23 protein-coding genes and 1 pseudogene are annotated in these 23,805 nt (G+C 62.6%); 6 read left to right on the plus strand and 18 right to left on the minus strand.

Annotated features, from left to right (window positions below; translation table 11 throughout):
• Positions 1-11: 11 nt before the first annotated feature.
• From SMD31_RS07340 to SMD31_RS07375, 8 genes are all read right to left on the minus strand, one after another.
• Positions 12-1,523, minus strand: a complete 1,512-nt coding sequence (locus SMD31_RS07340; RefSeq protein WP_320500158.1) for an aldehyde dehydrogenase family protein — start codon at positions 1,521-1,523, stop codon at positions 12-14.
• 129 nt (positions 1,524-1,652) lie between these two features.
• A complete protein-coding gene (locus SMD31_RS07345; RefSeq protein ID WP_320500159.1) occupies positions 1,653-1,997 on the minus strand; it encodes a cupin domain-containing protein in 345 nt (114 codons plus the stop codon).
• 13 nt (positions 1,998-2,010) lie between these two features.
• Positions 2,011-2,406: a cupin domain-containing protein gene (locus SMD31_RS07350; RefSeq protein ID WP_320500160.1), complete on the minus strand. Its 396-nt coding sequence runs from the start codon at positions 2,404-2,406 to the stop codon at positions 2,011-2,013.
• Complete coding sequence (locus SMD31_RS07355) at positions 2,403-3,701, minus strand: glycosyltransferase (RefSeq protein WP_320500161.1); 1,299 nt, start codon at positions 3,699-3,701, stop codon at positions 2,403-2,405. Before SMD31_RS07355 ends, SMD31_RS07350 begins: the two co-directional genes overlap by 4 nt.
• Positions 3,702-3,725: 24 nt before the next feature.
• The gene (locus tag SMD31_RS07360; RefSeq protein ID WP_320500162.1) at positions 3,726-4,787 is read right to left on the minus strand and encodes an ABC transporter ATP-binding protein; all 1,062 of its coding nucleotides are present in this window, start codon (positions 4,785-4,787) and stop codon (positions 3,726-3,728) included.
• Positions 4,784-5,566, minus strand: coding sequence for an ABC transporter permease (locus tag SMD31_RS07365; RefSeq protein ID WP_320500163.1), 783 nt, complete (start codon positions 5,564-5,566; stop codon positions 4,784-4,786). The genes SMD31_RS07360 and SMD31_RS07365 overlap by 4 nt, the downstream gene beginning before the upstream one ends.
• A complete protein-coding gene (locus SMD31_RS07370) occupies positions 5,563-6,522 on the minus strand; it encodes an ABC transporter permease (RefSeq protein WP_320500164.1) in 960 nt (319 codons plus the stop codon). The genes SMD31_RS07365 and SMD31_RS07370 overlap by 4 nt, the downstream gene beginning before the upstream one ends.
• Complete coding sequence (locus tag SMD31_RS07375; RefSeq protein WP_320500165.1) at positions 6,483-7,637, minus strand: polyamine ABC transporter substrate-binding protein; 1,155 nt, start codon at positions 7,635-7,637, stop codon at positions 6,483-6,485. Before SMD31_RS07375 ends, SMD31_RS07370 begins: the two co-directional genes overlap by 40 nt.
• 172 nt (positions 7,638-7,809) lie before the next feature.
• Here SMD31_RS07375 and SMD31_RS07380 point away from each other — a divergent pair, with 172 nt between their 5' ends.
• The 4 genes from SMD31_RS07380 to SMD31_RS07395 all read left to right on the plus strand — a co-directional run bounded on the left by SMD31_RS07380 (position 7,810) and on the right by SMD31_RS07395 (position 13,489).
• Positions 7,810-8,436: a cupin domain-containing protein gene (locus SMD31_RS07380; RefSeq protein ID WP_320500166.1), complete on the plus strand. Its 627-nt coding sequence runs from the start codon at positions 7,810-7,812 to the stop codon at positions 8,434-8,436.
• Positions 8,437-8,598: 162 nt separating this feature from the next.
• Positions 8,599-9,840, plus strand: a complete 1,242-nt coding sequence (locus tag SMD31_RS07385) for a flavin monoamine oxidase family protein (protein ID WP_320500167.1) — start codon at positions 8,599-8,601, stop codon at positions 9,838-9,840.
• A gap of 45 nt (positions 9,841-9,885) precedes the next feature.
• The gene (locus SMD31_RS07390) at positions 9,886-11,124 is read left to right on the plus strand and encodes a flavin monoamine oxidase family protein (RefSeq protein ID WP_320500168.1); all 1,239 of its coding nucleotides are present in this window, start codon (positions 9,886-9,888) and stop codon (positions 11,122-11,124) included.
• Positions 11,125-11,191: 67 nt separating this feature from the next.
• Positions 11,192-13,489: a CHASE2 domain-containing protein gene (locus SMD31_RS07395; RefSeq protein WP_320500169.1), complete on the plus strand. Its 2,298-nt coding sequence runs from the start codon at positions 11,192-11,194 to the stop codon at positions 13,487-13,489.
• Positions 13,490-13,633: 144 nt separating this feature from the next.
• On the opposite strand, the gene phoB is transcribed toward SMD31_RS07395, so the two are convergent.
• The 6 genes and pseudogenes from phoB to SMD31_RS07425 all read right to left on the minus strand — a co-directional run.
• The gene (gene phoB, locus SMD31_RS07400; RefSeq protein ID WP_320501012.1) at positions 13,634-14,356 is read right to left on the minus strand and encodes a phosphate regulon transcriptional regulator PhoB; all 723 of its coding nucleotides are present in this window, start codon (positions 14,354-14,356) and stop codon (positions 13,634-13,636) included.
• Positions 14,357-14,375: 19 nt separating this feature from the next.
• Positions 14,376-15,089, minus strand: coding sequence for a phosphate signaling complex protein PhoU (gene phoU / locus SMD31_RS07405; RefSeq protein ID WP_320500170.1), 714 nt, complete (start codon positions 15,087-15,089; stop codon positions 14,376-14,378).
• 13 nt (positions 15,090-15,102) lie between these two features.
• Positions 15,103-15,879: a phosphate ABC transporter ATP-binding protein PstB gene (gene pstB / locus SMD31_RS07410; protein ID WP_320500171.1), complete on the minus strand. Its 777-nt coding sequence runs from the start codon at positions 15,877-15,879 to the stop codon at positions 15,103-15,105.
• An 8-nt stretch (positions 15,880-15,887) separates the two neighbouring features.
• Positions 15,888-17,186: a phosphate ABC transporter permease PstA gene (gene pstA, locus SMD31_RS07415; protein ID WP_320500172.1), complete on the minus strand. Its 1,299-nt coding sequence runs from the start codon at positions 17,184-17,186 to the stop codon at positions 15,888-15,890.
• Positions 17,179-18,405, minus strand: a complete 1,227-nt coding sequence (gene pstC, locus SMD31_RS07420; RefSeq protein ID WP_407652124.1) for a phosphate ABC transporter permease subunit PstC — start codon at positions 18,403-18,405, stop codon at positions 17,179-17,181. Before pstC ends, pstA begins: the two co-directional genes overlap by 8 nt.
• Before the next feature lie 174 nt (positions 18,406-18,579).
• Positions 18,580-19,548, minus strand: a pseudogene (locus SMD31_RS07425) (substrate-binding domain-containing protein); the annotation flags it as partial.
• Between the two features lie 145 nt (positions 19,549-19,693).
• Between SMD31_RS07425 and SMD31_RS07430 the strand changes: the two are divergent.
• Together SMD31_RS07430 and SMD31_RS07435 are read left to right on the plus strand one after the other, a co-directional pair.
• On the plus strand, positions 19,694-20,059 hold the full coding sequence (locus SMD31_RS07430) for a histidine triad nucleotide-binding protein (protein WP_320500173.1): 366 nt from the start codon (positions 19,694-19,696) through the stop codon (positions 20,057-20,059).
• Positions 20,060-20,175: 116 nt separating this feature from the next.
• On the plus strand, positions 20,176-20,778 hold the full coding sequence (locus tag SMD31_RS07435) for a glutathione S-transferase family protein (protein WP_320500174.1): 603 nt from the start codon (positions 20,176-20,178) through the stop codon (positions 20,776-20,778).
• 9 nt (positions 20,779-20,787) lie between these two features.
• On the opposite strand, the gene SMD31_RS07440 is transcribed toward SMD31_RS07435, so the two are convergent.
• From SMD31_RS07440 to SMD31_RS07455, 4 genes are all read right to left on the minus strand, one after another.
• Positions 20,788-21,147 carry a hypothetical protein gene (locus SMD31_RS07440; protein ID WP_320500175.1) on the minus strand — a complete coding sequence of 120 codons (360 nt, stop codon included), beginning with the start codon at positions 21,145-21,147 and terminating at the stop codon, positions 20,788-20,790.
• 6 nt (positions 21,148-21,153) lie between these two features.
• Positions 21,154-21,504, minus strand: a complete 351-nt coding sequence (locus tag SMD31_RS07445) for a hypothetical protein (protein WP_320500176.1) — start codon at positions 21,502-21,504, stop codon at positions 21,154-21,156.
• Positions 21,505-21,584: 80 nt separating this feature from the next.
• Positions 21,585-22,775: an ABC transporter permease gene (locus SMD31_RS07450; RefSeq protein ID WP_320500177.1), complete on the minus strand. Its 1,191-nt coding sequence runs from the start codon at positions 22,773-22,775 to the stop codon at positions 21,585-21,587.
• Positions 22,772-23,803: an ABC transporter permease gene (locus SMD31_RS07455; RefSeq protein ID WP_320500178.1), complete on the minus strand. Its 1,032-nt coding sequence runs from the start codon at positions 23,801-23,803 to the stop codon at positions 22,772-22,774. Before SMD31_RS07455 ends, SMD31_RS07450 begins: the two co-directional genes overlap by 4 nt.
• Positions 23,804-23,805: the final 2 nt, after the last annotated feature.

Below are 23,805 nucleotides of genomic sequence, written 5' to 3' on the forward strand. Positions count from 1 at the left end.
TATGTCCGTCCTTAAGCCCAGCGGCCGCCGCGCTCAGTATAGAAATCCTCGGAATAAGGATACCACCAGGATTGCAGTTCCGCCTTCGGGTCCAGCATGATCATCTTCGACTGGCGGAAAGCGTTGAGGCCCAGACGGCTTAACGAGCGCCCGAGGCCGGAGAGCTTCCACCCGCCGAAGGGCAGCGCGTCGTTGTCGCCCAGCACATTGTTGACCCAGACCATGCCGGCCTCAAGGCGGTCCGTTGCCGCAATGGCTTCATCGAGCTTCGCTGTGAAGATCGAGGCGCCGAGACCAAAGCGCGAGGCGTTGGCGAGGTCGATGGCCTCGTCGAAGCTGCGCACGCGGATGATGGGTGCGACGGGACCGAACATTTCCGCCTGCATCAAATCCATATCCGGTGTCACACCGGTGAGGATGGTGGGTTCGTAGAACCAGCCGGTGTTGTGGGCGGGCGGAATGCGACCGCCGTACGCGATCTTGGCGCCCTGCGCCACCGCCTGGTCGACCAGGCGCATCACCTTGGCACGCGCGGCTTCGGAGACCAGGGGGCCCAGCTCGACATTGCCGAGGCCGGGGCCGATGCGGAGTTCTTGCGTGCGCTTCACCATGGCGCCGACAAAGGCGTCATGCACTTTCTCATGCACGAAGATGCGCTCGGTCGAGGTGCAGATCTGGCCGGAGAGATGAAAGGCGCCGGTGACCGCAGCGGCGGCGGCAATCTCAGGGTCCGCGCTGTCCATGACGATCATGGGATCGGACCCGCCCGCCTCGATGACGCAGGGCTTCAGCAGTCGACCACAGGCAGCCGCCACGTCGCGGCCGGCCTCGACCGAACCGGTGAAGGCCACGGCAGCGATGCGCGCGTCGTTGATGAGGGCCTTGGCCGTCTCAACGCCACCCGTGACACAGGAGACGATTCCGGCGGGGAGCGCCTTGAAGTGCTCCATGAAAGCGAGTGTCGAGAGCGAGGTCGCCGGTGCCGGCTTGATCACCACGGCATTGCCGGCGGCGAGCGACGCCGCCACCGTGAAGGCCATCAGGATGATGGGGAAGTTGTAGGGGACGATATGCGCGGTGACGCCGTAGGGGTACCAGCGCGCATATTGGAGGGACCCCGGCACCGTGGGCGCTGCGACGAAGCCGCCATCTTCCCGTGCCAATTCGGCGTAGTAGCGGAAGATCGGGCCGACATTGAGGAGCTCGCCGACGGATTCGGTGAAGGGCTTGCCCATCTCGCGCGTCATCAGCTCGGCAGCGGGGCCGGCCGTCGCGTGCTCCATGGCGTCAGCGAGGCGGTGAAGGGCGGCCGCGCGGCTCTTGCCGTCGAGCTTCGCCCAATCCTTCTGCGCGGCCTTGGCTTGGGTTAGCACGGCGTCGAGCGTCGCCTGCCCACACTGCGCCACGTGGCCCACGGTCGAGAGATCGGCCGGGTTCTTCACCGCGGCGAGCGCTGCGCCGGGTGCAGCGACGTGATCGTTGCCGAGGAAGATCTGGCCGAGGGTTGGGTCGAAGGCTGGCATGGGCATCACCTGATACTCTGAAACGTCATCCCCGGGCTTGACCCGGGGATCCACTGGTGCCGCTTTCGAAAGTGGATGCCCGGGTCAAGCCCGGGCATGACGAGAATTATTTGCGCGGCGTAGAAGAACTTATCGAATCATATAGACCTTGCGCACGGTCTCGTGGACGCGGCAGGTGCCTTTCCAATCCTGGGGAAAGAAGGCGATGGTGTCGGGGTAGATCTCGATCACTTCGCCGCTTTCATGGGTGTAGGTGCAGCGGCCCAGCATGAAATGGCAGAACTCGTCACGGGTGACGTGGCAGTTCCAGAAGCCCGGCGTGCAGATCCAGATACCGGTCTCGTTCTCTCCATTGGGGCCTTTGTGGAGGAGCACACCGGAGGTCATGGACTGGCCTTCGATCATGGTCGGTATCGGGCCCCAATCCTTCACCTCGGTCACGGATTTCGGGTTGTAGATGACGGGTGTCGTCATGGCGCATGCACTCCTATCGCAGCATATAGACGTTCCGCAGGGTCTCGTGGACCGTGCAGATGCCGGTCCAGCCGGCGGTGAAATGGACACAGGTACCGGGGCGAACCTCGATCACCTCGCCGTCGTCGCGGACATAGGTCGCGCGGCCGGCAATGAAGTGACAGAACTCGTCGCGCGGGATCGACAGCGGCCACTTGCCGGGCGTCACCACCCAGAGGCCGGTTTCCGGCGAGTTGCCGCCGACGCTGGCATCCGGCCGTTTGAACAGCAGGCGGCCGGAGGATTTCGACGGGCCGACAGGATGGTTGGCCAGGCAATCCGGCTGTTCGCCCCAATCGGCGAGGTCGTTGAAGTTGGTGGCGTCGTAGATATGCGGCGCCGAGGACGCGAGGTTCGATTTGTTGCTCACGGCTTGAACTTTCCCGTCTCGGCAATCTCGGCGAGGATATTGGCGGCTTTCTCGGTGCCCTTGGCAGCCTGCATATGCTTGGCCACCTCGTTGAGGCGTTGTTTCATCGCCTTGTCGGCAAGCAAGCGCGCGATCATCGCGCTCAACTGCTCTTCGGTCCAGGTATAACGCGGCAATTGATCGCCATAACCCGTGTCGTGGATGCGGGCGGCGTTGTCGAGGCCGTCCCAGCAGAAGGGCATGATGATGGCGGGTTTGCCGAAGAACAGTGCCTCGTTGAAGCTGTTATTGCCGCCGTGATGGATGAAGAGATCGACATGTGGGATGACGGCCGGCTGCGGATACCAGCTTTCGAGATGCACGTTGCCGGGCACGTCGCTGTATTCGCCGATATAGTCGCCGACATTCATCAGGAAGCGGTAGGGGAGCTTGGCAAAGGCCTTGATGAGGTTCTTGTAGAGATCGACATCGGCCGCACCCAGTGAACCGTAGGATACATAGATCAGCGGCTTGTCGTTATGCGCCTTGAATTGCGGCACGGTGTAGGTGCCTTCGTCGCGCACACAGCCTTCGAGATACTGGAACTGCGCCGGGCTCAGCGGCACGCGGCGCTTGAAGGCCAAGGGCTTCGGGTAAAGCAGCAGGTTCATGGTGGGTGAGGCTTCGAAGAACTGGCCCAGTGGATAGGGCTTCTCGCCCTGCTTCACCATGAATTCGTTGAAGCGGGCGTGGGTGGGCTTCACCAGTTCGAGGAAGCGGTCGTCGAAGGCCTTGAAGCCGGCCTTGTCGTTCTCGTGGCAGCCGGAGAGATGCGGCGGGATATCCTCGTCAGGAATCTCGTTCTCGGAGCAGGAAATGATGCGCACCCAGGGGCAGCCGGCCTTCTTGATGGCCGGGAACAGGATGACGTTGTCGACGGCCACCAGATCGGGCTTGATGCGGTCGAGATGCTTCTTGAGACCGTCTTCGGCGATGATCGCGGAATCGACGATCGCTTCCCAGACCGGGATGACATAGGTCGGCAGCTGGTCGATCGGCGACAGGCGGAAATGCGGCTGCTTCTCGGCGATGAAATTGGCCCAGAACTTGGCGATCTCCTCATCCGACATGCCGCCGGACATATCGACCAGGTTCTCCTCGAAGCCGTATTTCTCGAAGACGCCCTTGAAGCCCTTGTCGCAGACGAAGACCGGGTTGTGGCCCATGCTCTTCAAGCGCTGGGCGATGCCGACGCAATTGAGGGCGGGGCCGAAGGCCGCCTCCGGAAAGAGGACGATGGTTTTGCCTTTGCTCATTTTTGTCTCCCTGAACAGGTCAGCTTATTCGGACAGAATCAAAGAATTTGCCGCAGACCAGCCGCACCAGACTTGGCTGCCGCGCGCGATATGCGTGGTGAGCGGGTTGGCGGCCGGCATGCGCGCCACCAGCGGCTTGGCCTGGCCGGGCAATTTGAGATGCAGGATGAGGTCCTGGCCGAGATAAGCGAGACCGTCGATTTCAGCCGGCAGCGCCCCGGCCTGTTCGGTTTCGCTGATCACGACGCGTTCGGGGCGCACGGCCAGCGCCGCCTTGGTGCCCAGCGGAATGGCGGCGATATTGGCGGCATCGAAGAGCCCGAGGCCCGGCACCTCGAAGCCATTCGCCCCGCGCTGCCCTTCGAAGAAGTTCATCTGGCCGATGAAATCGGCGACGAAGCGGTTATCGGGCCGTTCGTAGAGGGCGCGCGGCTCGCCCAGCTGGGCAATATAGCCCTGGCGCAGGAGGGCGATGCGGTCGGCCATGGTGAGCGCTTCTTCCTGGTCATGGGTCACGACCAGGAAGGCGATGCCGGTTTCCTGCTGCAGGCGCTTCAGTTCGATCTGCATCTGCTCGCGCAGCTTCTTATCAAGGGCGCCTAAGGGTTCGTCGAGGAGCAGCAGTTTCGGCCGCTTCACCAGGGCCCGCGCCAGCGCCACGCGCTGCTTCTGCCCGCCGGAGAGCTGGGCGGGCTTGCGGGCGCTGAGCGACGACAACTGCACCAATGCCAAGGCTTCGTCGACGCGGCGGCTGAGCTCGGCGCCGCGCAGGCCTTCCATTTCGAGGCCATAGGCGACGTTGCCGGCAACCGTCATATGCGGGAACAGCGCATAGGATTGGAACATCAGGTTGATCGGCCGCTTATTGGCCTTCATATCGGTGATGTCGATGCCATCCAGCAGGATGCGGCCCTGATCGGGCTTCTCGAAACCGGCGATCATGCGCAAGAGCGTGGTCTTGCCGCAGCCGGAGGGGCCGAGCAGCGCAAAGAATTCATTGCCGCCCACGGAGATGGAGAGGTTGTCGACCGCCTTGATCGGGCCGAAGGCCTTGGTGACGCCGACGACTTCGAGAAGGGCCGTCATGCCTCCACCTCGCGGTTGATGCGTTGCGAGAGGAAGATGAGGAAGAAGGAGACGAGCATCACGATGGTGGCCACCGCATTGACGTCCGGCGTCACACCGAAGCGGATCATGGCGTAAATCTGCATGGGAAAGGTGATGGAAGCGGAGCTAGGCCCGCTGGTGAAATAGGCGATGATGAATTCGTCAAAGGACAGCGTGAAGCCGAGCAAGGCGGCGGCGATGACGCCCGGCGCGATCACGGGGAGTGTCACGCGGCGGAAGGTCGTGATCTCGCTGGCGCCAAGATCGATCGAGGCTTCGATGATCGAGCGGTCGAAATGCTTGAAACGCGTCCGGACCACGGCACAGACGAAGGAAATCATGAAGGCGGAGTGGCTCAAAATCACCGAATGGGCACCCAGGGTGAGCTTGATCAGCGAATAGAAGCTTAAAAGACTGATCGCCATCACGATGTCCGGGATGATCATGGGTGCGGCGATGAGTGCCTCGGTCGCGACGCGCGGGCGGCGTTCTTCCAGGCCCATCGCCAGCAGCGTGCCGATGATTGTGGAAATGACGGTCGCCACGGCGGCGATGAAGAGGGAATTGCCGACGGAATGGAGGATCTTCTGGTTCTCGAACAGCTTGCCGTACCATTCGAGCGAGAAGCCGGACCAGACCGTGGGCATGCCGGCCTTGTTGAAGGAGAGCACGACCAGCACCAGGATCGGGCCGTAAAGAAAGACATAGACCAGGCCCAGATGCGCGCCGAGCCAGCTTTTGAGTGGGGACCCGTTCATGCGGCCGGCCCCTCGCGGTCGCGGCGGTTGACCAGGATGGCCTGCACGGTGAGGAGCAGCATCATGATGCCGATGACGATGGCGGCGATGGCCGAGCCGAAGGGCCAGTCGCGGGCGGTCAGGAACTGATCGTAAATAAGGTTGCCGAGCATGGTGCGCTTGCCGCCGCCTAAGAGATCGGGCGTCACGAAATTGCCGACCGAGAGGACGAAGACGAAGACGGAACCAGCAGCAACGCCCGGCAGGGTCAGCGGCAGGGTCACCCGCCAGAAGGTCATGAGCGGCGAGGCACCGAGATCGGTTGAGGCTTCACGGAGTTCCGGCCCCAGCTTCGAGATCGAGCTGAAGAGGGCGAGGATCATGAACGGCACATAGGCGTAGGTAAGGCCGATGATGATGGCAAAGTCGTTATAGAGCAGGGGCAAAGGCGCATCGATCAACCCCAGCGCCAGCAGCGTCTTGTTGATGAGCCCTTCGCTGTTGAGGAGCACCATCCAGGCATAGGTGCGGATGAGATAATTCGACCACAGCGGCAGCATGACGAGGATGAGATAGGCGAGTTGCCGGCGCTTGGGCATGAGCGCGATGCAATAGGCCGCGGGGTACCCCAGGGCCAAGGAAACCAGTGTGGTAATGAGCGCCACGCGGGCCGATGACCAGAAGATCTCGGCATAGAGCGGGTCCAGCGCACGAATATAGTTTTCGGCGGTGAAGACGTAGTCGATGCCGCCATAGACGCCGCGCTCGAAGAACGAGTTCACCAGCAGCAGGGCGCAAGGGACGACCAGCAGCGCCAGGATCCAACAGATGCCTGGGCCCGTCAGTACGATGCGGCGCGAAACGACCATGACGACCTTATAGTAAGACGCAGAAATGGCGGGACCGAGGCCGGCCCCGCCATGCTTGAACGAGTCGATCAGTTCGAGCTGGTGATCTCGGTTACCGTCTTCGACCACAGCTTCTGGCCGTCGCCAAGATCGCGCAGCTGCTCATATTTCAGCAACTCCGCTGGCGTGATGCCAAGATTGGGATATTGGGCGATGAGCTTGGGGTCGAGCGCATCCATGGCCGCCTTGTTCGGCACCTTGTAGAGGATGTTCTCGGCCACCCAGCGGTGCACGTCGGGCTTCAGCACGTAGTTGATGAAGGCCTCGGCCGCTTCCTTGTTCTCGGAGGCGCTGGTCACGACCATGGTGTCGACCCACATGTCGCTGCCTTCCTTGGGCACGACATATTTGATCTCCGGCTTCTCGGTGATGCCGTAATTGCACCAGCCATCCCAGGCCTCGACCATCACGGCCTCGCCATTGACCAGCTTGGTGTAGAAGGTGGTGTCGTCATAGGCGAGAAGGGTCTTCTTGGTCTCGATCAACTGCGCCTTGGCGGCTGCGATCTCGTCTTCTTTGACGGTGTTGACGGAATAGCCCGCGGCCAGCAGCGCCGGCATCATCAGCCAGCGATCGGTTGCGAGCATCGTGGTCTTGCCCTTGATCGCATCGGCGGGCTTTAGGAGGTCGTTCCAGGAGGTCGGCGCCTCCTTGATGATATCGCTGCGATAGCACAGGCCGGTGGTGCCCCAGGCATAGGGGACCGAGTAGTGCAGCCCCTCGTCATGGCTGAGCTTCATCGCCTCGGGGTAGAGATTGGCAAGGTTGGGGATCTTGGCATGATCGAGTTCGGCGGCGAGGCCGAGCTTATGGAGCGCCTCGCCGAACTGGCCGGAGACGAACAGCACGTCATAGCCCTTGCCGCCGGAGGCCACGACCTTGCCCATGATTTCTTCATTGGTGGCATGGACGGTCATTTCCGCCTGGATGCCGGTCTCCTTGGTGAAATTCTCGAGCAGGTCCTTGGGCATGTACCCGTCCCAGTTCGAGATGACGATCTTCTTGCCGGCGGGCGCGGTGGCCGCCGCCTCACTGGTCACCGCCGGGGCCGCTTCGCTCGTGGCAGCCGAGGCCGCTTCGCTGGTTGCTGCGGGGGCAGCGCCCTCCGAGGCCGCTTCTTCCTTCTTCTCACCGCAGGCGCCGAGCGCCAGCATCATGGTGAGGGCCAATGTCTTCCGGATCATTTTTGACCTCCCTGTTTGGCCCGCGCGGCGCTCCCAGCACCATCGCGTGCGAGCCATCAGCATCACGGCTGGCCCCGGAGGCCGTCAATAGAAAAATGAAAAATCCATTGACTAATTTCACTGAAATGTTCTGAACTCGATCCTAGTTCAGCGAACGAGTCTCCAGTCAGGCATGCCAAAAGCTACCCAGAGAGCCGCCAAGGCACCGAAATCCAGCCCGGAAGCCGTGCCGGCGACCAAGATCGCCGATCTGTGGCTGGGCCAGCATTTGCGCGGCCTCCGGAAGATGCATGAGCTGTCGCTGGAACAGCTGGCCGAGCGTTGCGGCCTGTCGGTGGGGGCGCTCTCGCAGATCGAGCGCGGCATCACCTCGCCCACCATGCGCTCGCTGCGGCGCCTGTCCGAGGTCTTCAACGTGCCGATGTCGCAGCTCTTCCACGAGGGCGAATATCCGCCGGTCGAGGAGTTGGGCCGCATCGTGCGGGCGCAAGGTCGCCGGGTGCTCAGCCTCAACACCACCGGCGTGCAGAAGGAATTGCTGACGCCCGCCGTCTCGGGGGCACTTGAAATCTATCTCGTCACCATCGCGCCGGGCGGCTCGTCGGGGCCGGAGCTCTATACCCATAAGGGCGAGGAAGGCGGCTATGTGATGGCCGGCGAGATGGTGCTGGAGGTCGAAGACCGCGTCTTCACCTTGAAGACCGGCGATTCCTTCCGCTTCAAGAGCCAGACGCCGCATCGCTTCGCCAACAACACCGATACCGAGACCACGGTGGTGTGGACGAATGTGGTGGGGTGAGAAAGCGGCCCCTCACCCCAACCCCTCTCCCCGGAGGGGCGAGGGGCTTTATAGCGAACTCGGTGAAAACTCCCTCGCCCCGCGATAGCGAGGAGAGGGTTGGGGTGAGGGGCCGCACCGCGCGCTCTAGCCGAGCACAGTCGTCTTCGATAATCTCGCCCCATGCAATCGACCTGTGATCTTGTCATCGTCGGCGCCGGGGCTGCGGGGCTTGCCGCGGCAGATGCTGCGGGCAAGGCCGGGCTCAATGTCGAGCTGCTGGAGGCGATGGACCGCATCGGCGGCCGTGCCTTTACCGACACCCTGAGCCTCCCAGCCCCTTTCGACCATGGCTGTCAGTGGCTGCATTCGGCCGGCATCAATCCGTTCCGGCAGGAGGCCGACAAGCGCGGCTTCCGCTACTGGACCGACCCGTTGCCGATCCGCATCCATGACGGTAACGGATGGCTGAACGATGACGCGAACCAGCGATACGCGGCCTTTTCCGATGCGACCTCAGACAAGATTGATGCAGCCGCTTTGGCCGGTGACGATGGGGCGGCGGCGGCCTTCATCGACCGGAACAATCCCTGGGCACAGCTCTTTGCACGCAATTACGCCGGCATTCTCGCCGTAGCGCCGGAGCGTTCTGCGACCTATGACAGTGGTCGCTACACCGACACCGACGAGGACTGGCCGGTCGAAAACGGTTATGGCGCCCTCATCGCCGCCACCTACGCGCATGTACCGGTCCACCTCAACTGCCCCGTGCAGTCGATCGACTGGAGCGGAACAGAGATCATGGTGGGCACGACCAATGGCAAGATCCTCTGTCGCGCCGTCCTCGTGACGGTATCGATCCGGGTTTTGAAAGCCGGCCGCCTCAAATTCTTCCCGCAGCTTCCCGGCTGGAAGTGCCACGCGCTCGAGCGTATCGAGATGGGCTATGCCGAAAAGGTGGGATTCTGGCTGAAGCGCGACCCCTGCCCCGACATCGGCATGCATTACGCCATGCTGAACGGGCCCGAAGCACCCGACGCCGCCTTCCTGGTAAAGCCCTATGGAAGACCGATGATCACCTTCTTCGCCGGCGCTGATTATGCCCGCGACCTGTTCGTTCAGGGCGAAGAGGCGGCTATCGTCGCGGCGAGAAAACTACTGGGTGATACGTTCGGGGCCGAAATTGCCGGCAATATCGCCGCGGCTAAGGCAACGCAATGGGTTGCCAATCCCTGGGTGGGCGGCGGCTATTCATCACTGAAGCCCGGCGGCGGCGAAGCGCGAGCGGATCTTGCAAAGCCCGTCGACAACCGCCTGTTCTTTGCCGGCGAAGCTACCTCGCCGGATGCCTTCACGACCGCTCATGGCGCGCGCAAGAGCGGTATCGACGCCGTCAACACCATCGTGGCGGCGTTATCCAATTGAAGGTCCGGACTAGCCCGCACCATCTCCCTCCGCTAATCTCACGCCATGCAATCTTCATGTGATTTGGTCATCATCGGCGCGGGTGCTGCGGGATTGGCCGCCGCGAGAGCCGCCCGCGACGCCGGGCTCAATATCGAAGTCGTCGAAGCCGCGTCGCGCATCGGCGGGCGCGGGTATACCGACCTGACCACGTTTCCGGCACCCTTCGACCTGGGTTGCCAATGGCTGCATGCCGCGACGATCAACCCCTATACCAAGGCCGCCGACCGCCTCGGCTTCCGCTACCGCAAGAGCAATTTCAACTACCGCATCCATGACGGCAAATGGTGGCTGAACGAGCGGCTTGTCGACGAATTCGGTCAGAGCCTCGCCGCCACCTATGACCGCATCGCCGCCGCGGGTGCTGCCGGAGATGACGGACCGGCGGCCCGTTCCATCGACCCGGCGGATGACTGGGCCCCCCTCTTCCGCCGCGCCTATACCGGTTACATGGCCTGGCCGCCCGAGGAGGTCTCGACCTACGACACCTCGCGCTTCCATTTCACCGATGAGGACTGGCCGGTCGAGGACGGCTATGGCGCGCTCATCGCCGCGGAAGGTGCCGATATCGAGGTCAATCTCGACTGCCCGGTGAAATCGATCGATTGGGGCAGCAACGAGGTGATGGTCGGCACGGCGCGCGGCATGATCTTCTGCCGGGCTGTGCTGGTCACGGTGTCCATTGCCGTGCTGAAGGCCGAGCGGATCAAGTTTTTCCCGCTGCTACCGGATTGGAAGCTGGATGCGCTCGACCGCCTGCAGATGGGCCATGCGGAGAAGGCCGGCTTCTGGCTGAAGCGGGATATCTTTGCCGGCATGGATCCGCATTTCGCCATGCTGAACTGGGAAGACGCCCCCACCGCCGGTTTCCTGTGCAAGCCCTTCGACCGGCCCATGGTGACGATGTTCGCGAGCGGCCCCTTTGCGCGCGATCTTTTCGCGCAAGGGTCCGATGCTGCCATCGCGGAGGCCAGATCCCTGCTCACCAAGGTCTTCGGCGCCGACATCCAGAAGGAGATCGTCACCGCCTGCGCCACCAATTGGGTCAACGACCCCTATATCCTTGGCGCTTATTCGGTCCTCTCGCCCCATGGCGGCGAGGCCCGGGCGGAACTCGCACAGCCGATCGAGAACCGCGTCTTCTTTGCCGGCGAGGCCGCCTCCAGCGACGGCTTCTCGACCGCGCACGGCGCCTATAACAGCGGCATGGCGGCCGTCGATCTCATTACCAAGGCCTTGAAATAAGGCGGCCTTTCAAGACTCTGAGCCGTAATGCTAGAGTTCGCCCGTCCTTTCCGGGGGAAGACGGCGCATGGGGTTCGTGAACAGCATCGGCAGCTTCTTCGGGCGCATCGCGCGCGCGAAATTCGGCCGTATTGAAGGCATCATCATCCCCATTGCCCTGCTGATGGCGGCGCTGACCTTGCGCACCTACGACCCGCCCATGGTTCAGCAGATGCGCAATATCGTGTTCGACAACTATCAGCGCATCACGCCGCGCCCTTATGACCCGACCGTGCCAATCCGCATCGGTGATATCGACGAAAAAAGCCTCAATATCTTTGGCCAATGGCCGTGGTCGCGCTCGCAGATGGCGCGCATCATCGATCGCCTGCGCGAGCTTGGCGCCGCCGTTGTGGCACTCGACATCATCTATGCCGAATCGGATCGCACCGCACCCGCGGCGGTCGCCAAGAACCTGCCGGATGACGGCAGCTTCGACGCAGCCAAGCAGATGCTGCTGAAACTGCCGGATCCCGACCAGGATCTCGCCCAGTCGCTGGCACAGATTCCGACGGTGGTTCCCTTCGCGGCCCTCGGTGCCGATCCGCAACGGCCGCAGATGCTTCCATTGCGCAAAGCGGGTTATGCCTTCGCGGGCGACAATCCGGATCAATTCATCGCGCCCTGGCGGTATTGGGTGTCGTCGCTGCCGGAACTCGAAAAGACCGCCGCCGGCATCGGCTCGGTGAATGCCGACCCGGACCCGGACGGCATCATCCGCCAGGTGTCGCTGTTCCTGAAGCTGCCGGATCCGGGCAACCCGACGCCTTACTATCCGTCGATGGCCGCCGAAACGCTGCGCATCGCGCAAGGGCAGACGACCTATGCCATCAAATCCTCTGGTGCCAGCGGGGTGATATCCTTCGGCGAACACACCGGGATCTCGGTCGTGAAAATCGGCCAGGCCCTGGTGCCGACCACGCCCCAGGGCGCTGTAATTCTCTATGATTCCGGCCATCAGGCCGAGCGTTTCTTTTCGCTGGCCGATCTGATGTCGCCGGATTTCGATCCCAGCATCGTCGCTGGCCGGATCATCTTCATCGGCAGTTCGGTCGAAGGTTTGAAGGATTACAAACCGACACCCAACGACGAGTCGATGACCGGGGTCGAGATCCATGCCCAGATTGCCGAGCAGATTTTCAGCAGCAAATATCTGCAGCGACCAGATTGGGCGGATGGATTGGAATGGGTCACCCTCACCGTTCTTGGTGCCGTTCTCACAATCCTCGCGCAGTTGCGGCGAGCACTTGTTGGCTTCGGCATAGCGGCCTTCGGCATCCTCGGATCCTTTGGCGCATCCTATTACATGTTTCAGTATCAGGGGTTCCTGCTCGACCCGCTCTATCCCGCCGGGGCTGCCTTCCTGATCTTCGTGACCGCGACGCTCATCGGTTATGTCCGCACCGAGCAGGAGAAGGCGCAGGTGCGCGGGGCGTTTTCGCTTTACCTGTCGCCGGTGCTGGTCGACCAGGTCTCAAAGAACCGCGAGCAGTTGAAGCTGGGTGGCGAGAATCGCGATCTCACTGTGATGTTCTGCGATATCCGCGGCTTCACCAAAATGTCGGAAGGCTTGGATCCACAGCAGCTGACTCATGTGATCAACCAGTTCCTCACCCCCATGACCGATATCATCCAGGCCAATGGCGGCACGATCGACAAGTATATCGGCGATTGCATCATGGCGTTCTGGAACGCCCCGCTCGACATTCCGCAGCATGAGCGCAAAGCCGTGCTGGCCGCCTATGGCATGCGCAGCGAACTGGTGCGATTGAACGAGACGCTGGCGGCAGAGGCGGCGGCGACGGGCGCCAAGAAGATCGAGATCAAGATCGGCATCGGCCTCAACACCGGCATCGCCTGCGTCGGCAATATGGGGTCGAAGCAGCGCTTCGGCTATTCGGCGCTGGGCGACACGGTCAACACCGCCTCGCGCCTGGAGAGCCTGTCACCGGCCTATTTCGTCGATCTGGTGCTGGGCGAGGAAACCGCAGCGGCGGCGCCCGATTTCGCCCTGCTGGAGCTGGATCAGGTGCGTGTCAAAGGCAAGAACGTGCCGGTGCGCATCTATACCGGTTTGGGTGATGAAAAGGTGGCGCAGTCCAACAGCTTCGTCGCCTTGAAGAGCCTGCACGACGCGATGCTGGCGGCCTATCGCCACCAGTCCTGGTCATCGGCCAAGGCGTCGCTGGCGCTGGCACGCGAGGCGGCACCAGAATCGCTCGGCCGTTTCTATGACATGTACGAAGCCCGCATCGCCGAATACGCCGCCAATCCGCCACCCGAAGATTGGGACGGCGTCTATGTGGCGATGACGAAGGGTGGGTAAACGAAGGCCTCCTCGCCCCAACCCCTCTCCCCGCCGCCGACGAATGTCGGCCTTTGCCGACGGGCGGGGCGAGGGGCTTAGTGCCACACTCGGTCAGAACTCCCTCGCCCCACGAAGTGGGGAGAGGGTCGGGGTGAGGGGTACTTAATCCTCGATATCGAGGGCGTAACCGGCCGACCGCACCGTGCGGATGAGGTCGGGCAGGCCGTCGACATTGATGGCCTTGCGCAGGCGCCGGATATGGACGTCGACCGTGCGCGGCTCGACATAGATGTCGCGGCCCCAGACATGGTCGAGGAGCTGCTCGCGCGAGAAGACGCGGCCCTGGTTTTCCATCAGGAACTTCAGCAGGCGGAATTCCGTCGGCCCCAGATGCAGATCCTTGTTGTCGCGGCGGACACGGTGGGTCGCGAGATCCATTTCGAGATCGGCGTAGGTGAGGTTCTCGTCACCCGATTGCGGCCGGGCACGGCGCAGGGCCGCCTTGGCGCGGGCCATCAGCTCGGAGGGGCTGAAGGGCTTGGTCACATAATCATCGGCGCCGGTCTCGAGGCCGCGGATCTTGTCGGCTTCCTCGCCCTTAGCCGTCAGCATGATGATGGCGGCGGATTTCAAATCCGGCGTGCGGCGGATCTGGCGGCACACTTCGATGCCCGAGACCAGCGGCAGCATCCAGTCGAGGAGGATGAGGTCGGGCGTTTCTTCCCGCGCCTTCACCAGCGCTTCCTCGCCATTCATTGCCTCCACAACCCGGTAGCCTTCGGCTTCGAGGTTGTATTTGAGCAACGTCAGCAGGGCCGGTTCGTCTTCGACCACCAGCACGACGGGCTTGGCACGCCCGTCAGTTGCTGCGTCACCGCGCGGCATGTCGGCGCGGCGCGTGCGTTCAGCCATGGATCGCAACATTGGTCGTATCTCCCTTGGGTCGGGTCTCGTCGATCGGCTTGCCATGCACCAGGAAATGGACCGTTTCGGCGATGTTCGTGGCGTGGTCGCCGATACGCTCGATGTTCTTGGCAATGAACAGCAGATGGGTCGAGGCGCCGATATTGCGCGGGTCTTCCATCATATAGGTGAGCAGTTCGCGGAAGAGCGAGTTGTACATCTCGTCGATGCTCTCATCCGAGCGCCAGGCCGCGATCAGCCCTTCGGCATCGTCATTGGCATAGGCCGAGAGAACCGCGCTGATGAGCTTGATCGCCAGTTCGCCCATGCGCGGGATCGACCCCGTGGGCTTCAGCGGCGCCTGCTGGTTGAGCTGCAGCGTGCGCTTGGCAATGTTCTTGGCATAATCGCCGATGCGCTCGATATCAGCCGAGATCTTGATGGCGGCGATGACTTCGCGGAGGTCCTTGGCCATCGGCTGGCGCAGCGCCAGGATCTTGAGCGAATCCTGGGCGACCGTCATTTCCAGCGCATCGATGCCCTTGTCGCTTTCAATGACGCGCACCGCCTTGTCGGAATCGCGCCTGGCCAAGGCCTGGATGGCGTCGCCAAGCTGGGCTTCGGCGCGGCCGCCCATGGCGAGGATCTGGTCGCGCAAGCGCCGGAGTTCTTCGTCGAAGCTCTTGACGATGTGGTCGGTGGCTTTCTGGGGCATGCTGCTCTACTCCTCAGCCGAACCGGCCGGTGATATAGCCCTGGGTCCGCTCGTCCTTCGGGCTGGTGAAAATCTGTTCCGTATCGCCCCATTCGATCAGATGACCGAGATGGAAGAAGGCGGTCTTCTGGCTGACGCGGGCAGCCTGCTGCATCGAATGGGTCACGATGACGATGGTGAAGTTTTCCCGGAGTTCGTCAATCAATTCCTCGATCTTGGCCGTAGCGATCGGATCCAAGGCCGAACAGGGTTCGTCCATCAGGATCACTTCGGGGCTGACCGCAATGGCGCGGGCGATGCACAGACGCTGCTGCTGGCCGCCGGAAAGGCCGGTACCCGGCTGATCCAGGCGTTCCTTCACTTCGTTCCACAGACCCGCTTTTTCAAGGCTGGAGCGGACGATTTCGTCGAGCTCGCCCTTGGTGCCGGCCATGCCGTGGATGCGCGGGCCATAGGCGACGTTATCATAGATCGACTTCGGGAAGGGATTGGGCTTCTGGAACACCATGCCGATCCGGGCCCGCAGCATGACGACATCGAGCTTCTGGTCGTAGATGTCCTGGCCATCGAGCGTGATCTCGCCGCCGACCTTGCAGCCGTCGATGACGTCGTTCATGCGGTTGAGGCAGCGCAGGAAGGTCGATTTGCCGCAGCCCGACGGGCCGATGAGGGCGGTCACCATGCGTTCCGGCACGTCGAGATCGACGTCGAACAGGGCCTGCTTCTGACCGTAATGCACGGTCACCTTGCGGCCATGCATTTTCGCGAGTGAGGGAGAGATGGCGTTCATGGCAACTCCTACCAGCGCCGCTCGAAGCGGCGACGAACAAAGATGGCGATGGCGTTCATGGAAATGAGGAAGGCGAGCAGCACCATGATGCCGGCGCTGGTCTTTTCCACAAAGGCGCGTTCCGGGCTGTCGGCCCAGAGATAGATCTGCACCGGCAGCACGGTCGCCGGATCGGTCGGTCCATGCGGCACGTCGACGATGAAGGCGACCATGCCGATCATCAAGAGCGGCGCCGATTCACCCAAGGCGCGGGCGAGACCGATGATGGCACCGGTCATGATGCCCGGGGTGGCGAGCGGCAGGACGTGGTGCGTCACCACCTGGAGGGGCGAGGCACCGATGCCATAGGCGGCCTCGCGGATCGAGGGCGGCACGGCTTTGAGCGCGGCGCGGGTGGCGATGATGATGGTGGGCAAGGTCATCAAAGCCAGAACCATGCCACCCACCAGCGGCGCCGAGCGCGGCAGGCCGAAGACGCCGAGGAGGACCGCGAGACCCAGCAGACCGAAGACGATCGAGGGGACGGCGGCGAGGTTGTTGATGTTGACCTCGATGATCTCGGTCAGGCGGTTCTTCGGGGCGAATTCCTCGAGATAGATGGCGCTCATGACACCCAAAGGCAGAGCGAGGATGACCGTCACCAGCATGGTGAAGATCGAACCCATCAGCGCGCCGAGGATGCCCGCCTGTTCCGGCTCGCGGCTGTCGCCGGCCGAGAGGAAGGTGCTGTTGAAGGTGGTCTTGACCTGGTCGTTGGCCACGAGTTTGTCGAACCAGGCGATCTGGGTGTCAGGCACCACGCGCTCCGCTTCCGGCAGGTCGCGCTTGATATAGCCCTTTTTCAGCATGTCGATGTCGTCGGAGGACACGACCCAGAAGCGCTGGGTCTGCCCGATGATGGCCGGATTGGCCAGCACCGCTTTGCGAATGACGTCGCCGGCGCCGTTGCTGACCAGGGCATAGAGCAGCTTGCGGTCGCCGCGGCTGGTCACTTCCGGGAAGGCGGTCTTCAGCGCTTCCTTCACCAGGCCCTGATAGTCGGCGGCGGCCAGCGTATCGGCATCGGTCTTGCCGTCCGGCGTGATGACGGCCGGGTCCAGCACGACATCGAGCACAATCTCGGTGCGGAAGAAGGCGCTGTAGCCCTTGCCGCAGACAGAGACCAGCAGCACGCCCAACATGGCGATGGCGAGGCCCACTGCAAACATGCCGTAGAAGCGGAAGCGGCGTTCGGCCCCGTAGCGACGCCGGATGCGCGCTTCGCTGAGATCGGGCCGACGGATCACCTGTGTCGATGTATCACTCATATTGCTCTCGATACTTCTTGACGATGCGCAGGGCGACGATGTTGAGGATCAGCGTCACGACGAAGAGGGCAAGGCCCAGGGCGAAAGCCGCGAGTGTCTTCGGGCTGTCGAATTCCTGGTCGCCCACCAGCAGGGTGACGATCTGCACGGTCACGGTGGTGACCGCTTCCAGCGGATTGGCGGTGAGGTTGGCGGTCAGACCCGCCGCCATCACCACGATCATGGTTTCGCCGATGGCGCGGCTGACGGCCAGCAGAACGCCACCCATGATGCCGGGGAGTGCCGCCGGCACCACCACCTGGCGGATTGTTTCGGATTTGGTGGCACCGAGCGCGAAGGAACCGTCGCGCATCGCCTGCGGCACCGCGTTCATCACGTCATCGGAGAGCGACGAGATGAAGGGGATGATCATGACGCCCATGACGAGGCCGGCGGCGAGCGCCGATTCGGACGCCACGTCGAGGCCCACGGCGGCACCGGCACCGCGGATCAGCGGGGCGACGGTCAAGGCCGCGAAGAAGCCGTAGACCACGGTCGGAATGCCGGCGAGGATTTCGATGAGCGGCTTGGCCCAGGCGCGGGTCTTGCGGCTGGCATAATCGGAGAGGTAGATCGCCGACATGAGGCCCACGGGCACCGCGACCGCCATGGCGATGACGGTGATGAGCATGGTGCCGGCAAAGACCGGGATGGCGCCGAAGGCACCCGACTGGCCCACCTGGTCGGCGCGGATCGCCATCTGCGGCGACCATTGCAGGCCAAAGAGGAATTCGAAGGGCGAGATCTGCGCAAAGAAGCGCATGGCTTCGAACACCAGCGACAGGACGATGCCGACGGTGGTGAGGATGGAGAGCAGCGAGCAGACGACCAGCAGCACCATGGTCATCCGTTCGACCGCGTTGCGGGCGCGGAAATTGGCGCTGATATGACGCTGCGCCCAGCCAAGGCCGATGGCGGCAGCGCCAAGCGTGGCCGCGGCAATGGCGGCCCAGATCACGTCATGGCCGGCCTTGGGATCGCCCGGCAAAAAATGGGCGATGACGGCACCGAGCAGCAGTGCCAGGGCGCCGGGCAGGAAGGCGCCGAGGCCCACATAGACGCCGTGATAGCTGGGCAGCGAATGCAGCTCGCGCGTGGCACCGCGGACGCTGGCAAAGGCGCGACGGCGGCCGAGCTGGAAGCCGACCGAGCTCAAGAGCAGCAACAGGCCGGCGGCGATCCAGGGAAGGAGCGCCGAGGTGGCGCCAAGATCGATGCCGGCACCGAGCGAGCTGGCGATCGGCAAAGCGGCGAGGACCGCGGTGGAGACGGCGGCGTGCTCGGCCTCCGGCATCGGCACCATGCCCTTGTCGGTCAGATAGCCCTGGGTGCCGGATGCCTTCTCGCTCATGAATTCGGCGACGAATTCGGCGAGGCCCGGCACAACGTCGCTGTGCTGCTTCTTCACATAGAGATAGAGCTTGCGGGCGACTTCGTAGGAGCCGTTGATGATGTTTTCTTCCGTGGGCGCCACGCCATCCATGGCGCTGCCCTGCAGCATGTCCTGGTTATCGGCGAGGAAGGAATAGCCGAGGATGCCGAAGGCATCCGGATTGCCGGCGAGCTTCTGCACGATGAGATTGTCGTTCTCGCCGGCATCGATATAGGCGCCGTCTTCGCGCAGGGTCTGGCACTTGGCCTTCTTCACCTTGTCGTCGGTGAGTGCTGTGATTTCCGGGAAGGTGTGGCAGGCCTTGTCCATCACCAGTTCCAGGAAGGCGTCACGCGTACCGGAGGTGGGGGGCGGCCCGAGGACTTCGATCTTCTGGGCCGGCAGGCTGGGGTTCACTTCCGACCACAGCTGATAGGGGTTGGCGAGAAGGACACCGTTGACCGGCACTTCCTTGGCCAGCGCGAGATAGAGATCGCGCACGCTAAGGGCGCGCGATGCGCCGCCTTTGCCGGACGCCAGAACGATGCCGTCATAGCCGATCTCGACCTCGACGATGTCGGTGACGCCGTTCTGCTTGCAGGTCGCGACCTCGCCTTCCTTGATCGGGCGGGAGGCGTTGGCGATATCAGGGAAGCCTTCGCCGACCCCGCCGCAGAAGAGCTTCAGGCCGCCGCCGGTGCCGGTCGCCTCGACCACCGGCGCCTTGAAGCCGCTTTGGGCGAAATGCTCGGCGACCGCAGTCGCAAACGGATAGACGGTCGAGGAGCCGACGATATGCAGCTGTTCGCGCGCCGCCGCCCCCTGCGGCAGCAGGGCACCCAGCGCCAAAACCGCTCCGAAGACGACCGCTGAAACGGTCGGCAAACCCAACCCGGCCCGTCCTTGGGCCCCCCGCGCTGGCAACATGATGGAAGCTCTCTCCCTTGTCATTGCCGGCTGAGTACGACACTAATGTTACAGCTTGATGAACCCGATAAAAAGACGCATCTGCAATGGGTTAGTTTGGTCGGGACTTGACGCCACGGCTCGGAATCGGCCAGTTTCGACGGAATTCACCTGATGGAAGGCGCCCACCATGGCCTATGACAGCAATAATATTTTCGCCCGCATCCTCCGCGGCGAAATCCCTTGCGACAAGGTCTATGAGGATTCCCATGTCCTCGCCTTCCGCGATATCCGCCCCCATGCCAAGGTGCATGTGCTGCTGATCCCCAAGGGCCCCTATGTGTCGCTCGAGGATTTTTCGGCCCGCGCCTCCGAGGCGGAAATCGTCGCCTTTCACCGCGCCATTCCGAAGATCACGGCCGAGTTGGGGGTGGCCGTCACAGGCTACCGCGCCATCGCCAATAGCGGCGCCGACAGCCATCAGGAAGTGCCGCATTACCACCTGCATCTGCTAGGCGGCCAGCGTTTGGGGCCGCTTCTGAGCCTGCCGCACTGAGTCACTGCCAGCAGCTGTGAGCAGGATTCACAGCTGCTGTTCCATTTGATCGGTTGCACCTCCGCGCGCGACACGCCATGAACGGCGCGCGGTGATCTTGCCAACGAGGGAACGCGATGCTGACGCTCTACGACAGTGCCATTTCAGGGAACGCCTATAAGGTCAGGCTGCTTCTCAGCCATCTCGGCATCCCCCTGAAGCGCATCGAGATGAATGTAGATGATGGTTCCACCCGCACGCCGGATTTCCTCAAAGTGAATCGCAACGGCAAGGTGCCGGCGATCGTGCTGGAAGATGGCACAGCGCTCTCGGAATCGGACGCCATCCTCTATTACTTCGCCGAGGGTACGCGCTATTGGCCAAGCGACAGGCTGGGTCGCGCGCGGGTGCTGCAATGGATGTTCTTCGAGCAGTACAACCACGAACCGACCATCGCCGTGGTGCGGCATTGGGTGGCGCATCTGGGGAAGACGCCGGAGAGCGAGCCGGCCCTGCCCGCCAAGATCGCCGCTGGCTACCTGGCCCTCGACGTGATGGAAGACCAGCTGCAGCGCAGCGACTATTTCGTTGGCAACAGCTATACCATCGCCGACATCGCGCTCTATGCCTACAGCCACGTGGCGCATGAGGGCGGCTTCGACCTCGGCCGCTATCCGGCGATCGGCGCTTGGCTGAAGCGCGTGGCCGCGCAGCCCGGCCACATCCGCATCACGGATTGAGACGGCGCCTCAATCGACGATTTCGTAATCGACCTTGATCGTGGTGCCGAAGGCGAAAACGATGCATTTCATGCCGGCATTTTCGCACAGCTGCAGCGCATGCTGGGTGAAGCTGCCGGGACGGCAGCGATCGCCCGGGCAATAGGAATAGCCCGAGGCGAGGCCGTCTTCGGTGACGACGAAGACGCCGCCGCCGCGGCCGAGCTTCAGCTTGTAGGCCTCGAAATTCTCCCACACCGAATGGGCGATGCGCAGCGTCTCGTCATTCGCCACATTGACGCGCGTTGGCGATGGCGTGCAGGCAGCGAGCATTGCGCCGCAGATCAGGGCCATGATTGGCAGGAGGCGGCTTGATCGCGTCAGGACCATGACGTGCTACTCCGCGATCTCAAAGGGAATGACGACGTCGTCGTCCTTGGCGAAGACGATGCATTTATAGCCCTTGGACTGGCAGCTTTTGATCGCTTCGTTCGAATAGTTGATGTTGTAGTAGCAGCCTTGCGCCATGACGCAGTAGTGATAGGTGGCATAATAGCCATCCTCGGATACGGCAAAGGCACCACGGCCGCCGCCGGCGATGTCCTGCAGATACTTCTGGTAATAGTCCCAGGTCCCGCGCGCGATAACGAACTTCTCATCGGGCTTCAGTTGGACGCGGCCTTCCTGTGGCTGGCACCCGGCGACCGCTGTCGCCAGCATGGCAACGATCAATGCAATTTTCGTCAATTCTTGCGCCCCATTGGTTTAGTTACCCATGGGACGCTCGCATTTTCCGCGCAGCCTGCCAAGCGCTTTTGCTGCTGTGATCAGCGATAGGGATCCGCCGCATCGCGCAGGCCGTCGCCGAGGAAGTTGAAGGCCAGCACCACGATGATGACGGGGAGGATCGGCAGCATCAGCCAGGGATAGAGCGCCACCACATTGATGTTCTGCGCCTCGTTGAGGAGCACGCCCCAGGACGTGATCGGCGCGCGGATGCCGAGCCCCAGGAACGACAGCGCGGTCTCGCCGAGGATCATGCCGGGAATGGCCAGCGTGGCCGAGGCGATGAGATGGCTCATGAAACTCGGCATCAAATGGCGGAAGATGATGCGGCCGGGCGAGGCGCCCATCAATTGTGCCGCGACGCAGAAATCTTCTTCGCGCAAGGAGAGGAGCCGCGAGCGCACGGCCCGCGCCAGGCCCGTCCAATCGATGAGGCCGAGAATGATGGTGATGCCGAAATAGACCAACATCGGCGACCAGGTGACAGGCAGAATCGCCGCCAGCGCCAGCCACAGCGGCAGATGCGGGATGGAGCGCAGCACCTCGATCGAGCGCTGCAGCAGATCGTCGACCCAGCCGCCGTAATAGCCGGCGAGACCCCCGAAGGTCATGCCGAGGATAAAGCTGACCGCCACGCCAAAAAGGCCGATGGTGAGCGAAATGCGCATGCCGTAGAGAACGCGCGAGAGCATGTCGCGCCCGAGACGGTCGGAGCCGAAGAAGAACAATGGCGTGTACTTGTCCGGCGGGCAGACGAGATGCGTATTACCCTCGATGAGGCCCCAGAATTTGTAAGGATCGCCTTCGCAGAAGAAGCGGAGCGGCCGCGGCTCGACCACGTTTTCGGTGTAGATGCGCTGCAGATTCTCCATGTCGAGCTTGTAGTCGAGCGCATAGACAAAGGGGCCGACGAATTCGCCCTGATGCACCCAATGCACCTTCTGCGGCGGCGCATAGATATAGTCGACATTGCGCGAATGCTGGCCATAGGGCGCCAGGAATTCGACGAAGAGAATGGCCGCATACATGACGGCCAGCACGAGACCGGCAGCGACCGCCACTTTGTGGCGGCGGAAGCGCAGCCACATCATGCGCCATTGCGACGCCATGTAGATCTTCTCGAGCGCCGGATTGACGCTGTCGATGGCGTAAGGGTCGAACGGCGCCTGGCTGACGAAATGCGGCAGGCCGCCGCCCGCAGGCGCGCCGGAGCGGTTGGTAAGGTCGGTCATTTTTCGGCCCCCGCGCCCAAGCGAATTCTGGGATCCAGCAAGGCCAGCAGCACGTCGGAGACGAATATGCCGATGACGGTGAGGAACGCCATGAACATCAGGAACGAGCCGGCGAGATACATGTCCTGCGAGCGCAAGGCCGAGAGCAGCATCGGCCCGGTGATGGGCAGCGACATCACCACCGAGACGATGACCGAGCCGGAAATCAGTTCCGGCAGCAGCGAGCCGATATCGGCGATGAAGGGATTCAATGAAATGCGCAGCGGATAGCGCAACAGCAGTTTGAGCGGCGGCAGGCCCTTGGCGCGCCCGGTCGTCACATATTGCTTGTTGAGTTCATCGAGCAGGTTGGCGCGCAGGCGCCGGATCATGCCGGCAGTCCCGGGCAGGCCGATCACCAGCACGGCGATCCACATATGCTCGAGCACGCTCATCACCTTGGCCAGCGACCAGGGCTGGCCGACATAGGCCGCATCCATCATGCCACCGATCGACGTCCCGAAATAGATATTGGCGAAATAGAGCAGCACCAGGGCGATGAGGAAGCTGGGTGTCGCGAGGCCGATATAGCCGAGGAAGGTAAAGACGTAGTCGAAGATCGAGTATTGATGCGTCGCGGAATAGACGGCGATCGGAAATGAGACGATCCAGACGAACAGGATCGACGCCAGCGAGACGACGACGGTGAGCATCAGACGGTCGCCCACCACTTCGGAAACCGGCAGGTTGTGCTCGAAGGAATAGCCAAGGTCGCCGAACAGCAGACCGCCGCTCTTGTGCTCGAAGCCTTCCCAGCGGCCGAACATCCAATGCACGTATTGCACATATGTCGGCTCGTCGAGGCCATAGGTCTTGCGCAGGAAATCCATCTTGTCCTGGTCCATGTTCTCGCCGCGCGACTGCATCTCGGCCATCATGGTCTCGAGGAAGTCGCCGGGCGGGGCCTGGATGATGGCGAAGACCAGCATGCTGATGACGAGCAGGGTCGGAACCATGACCAGCACGCGCTGAATGAGATAGCGAAGCATGA

Source organism: Dongia rigui, assembly GCF_034044635.1.
Lineage (GTDB): Bacteria > Pseudomonadota > Alphaproteobacteria > Dongiales > Dongiaceae > Dongia > Dongia rigui.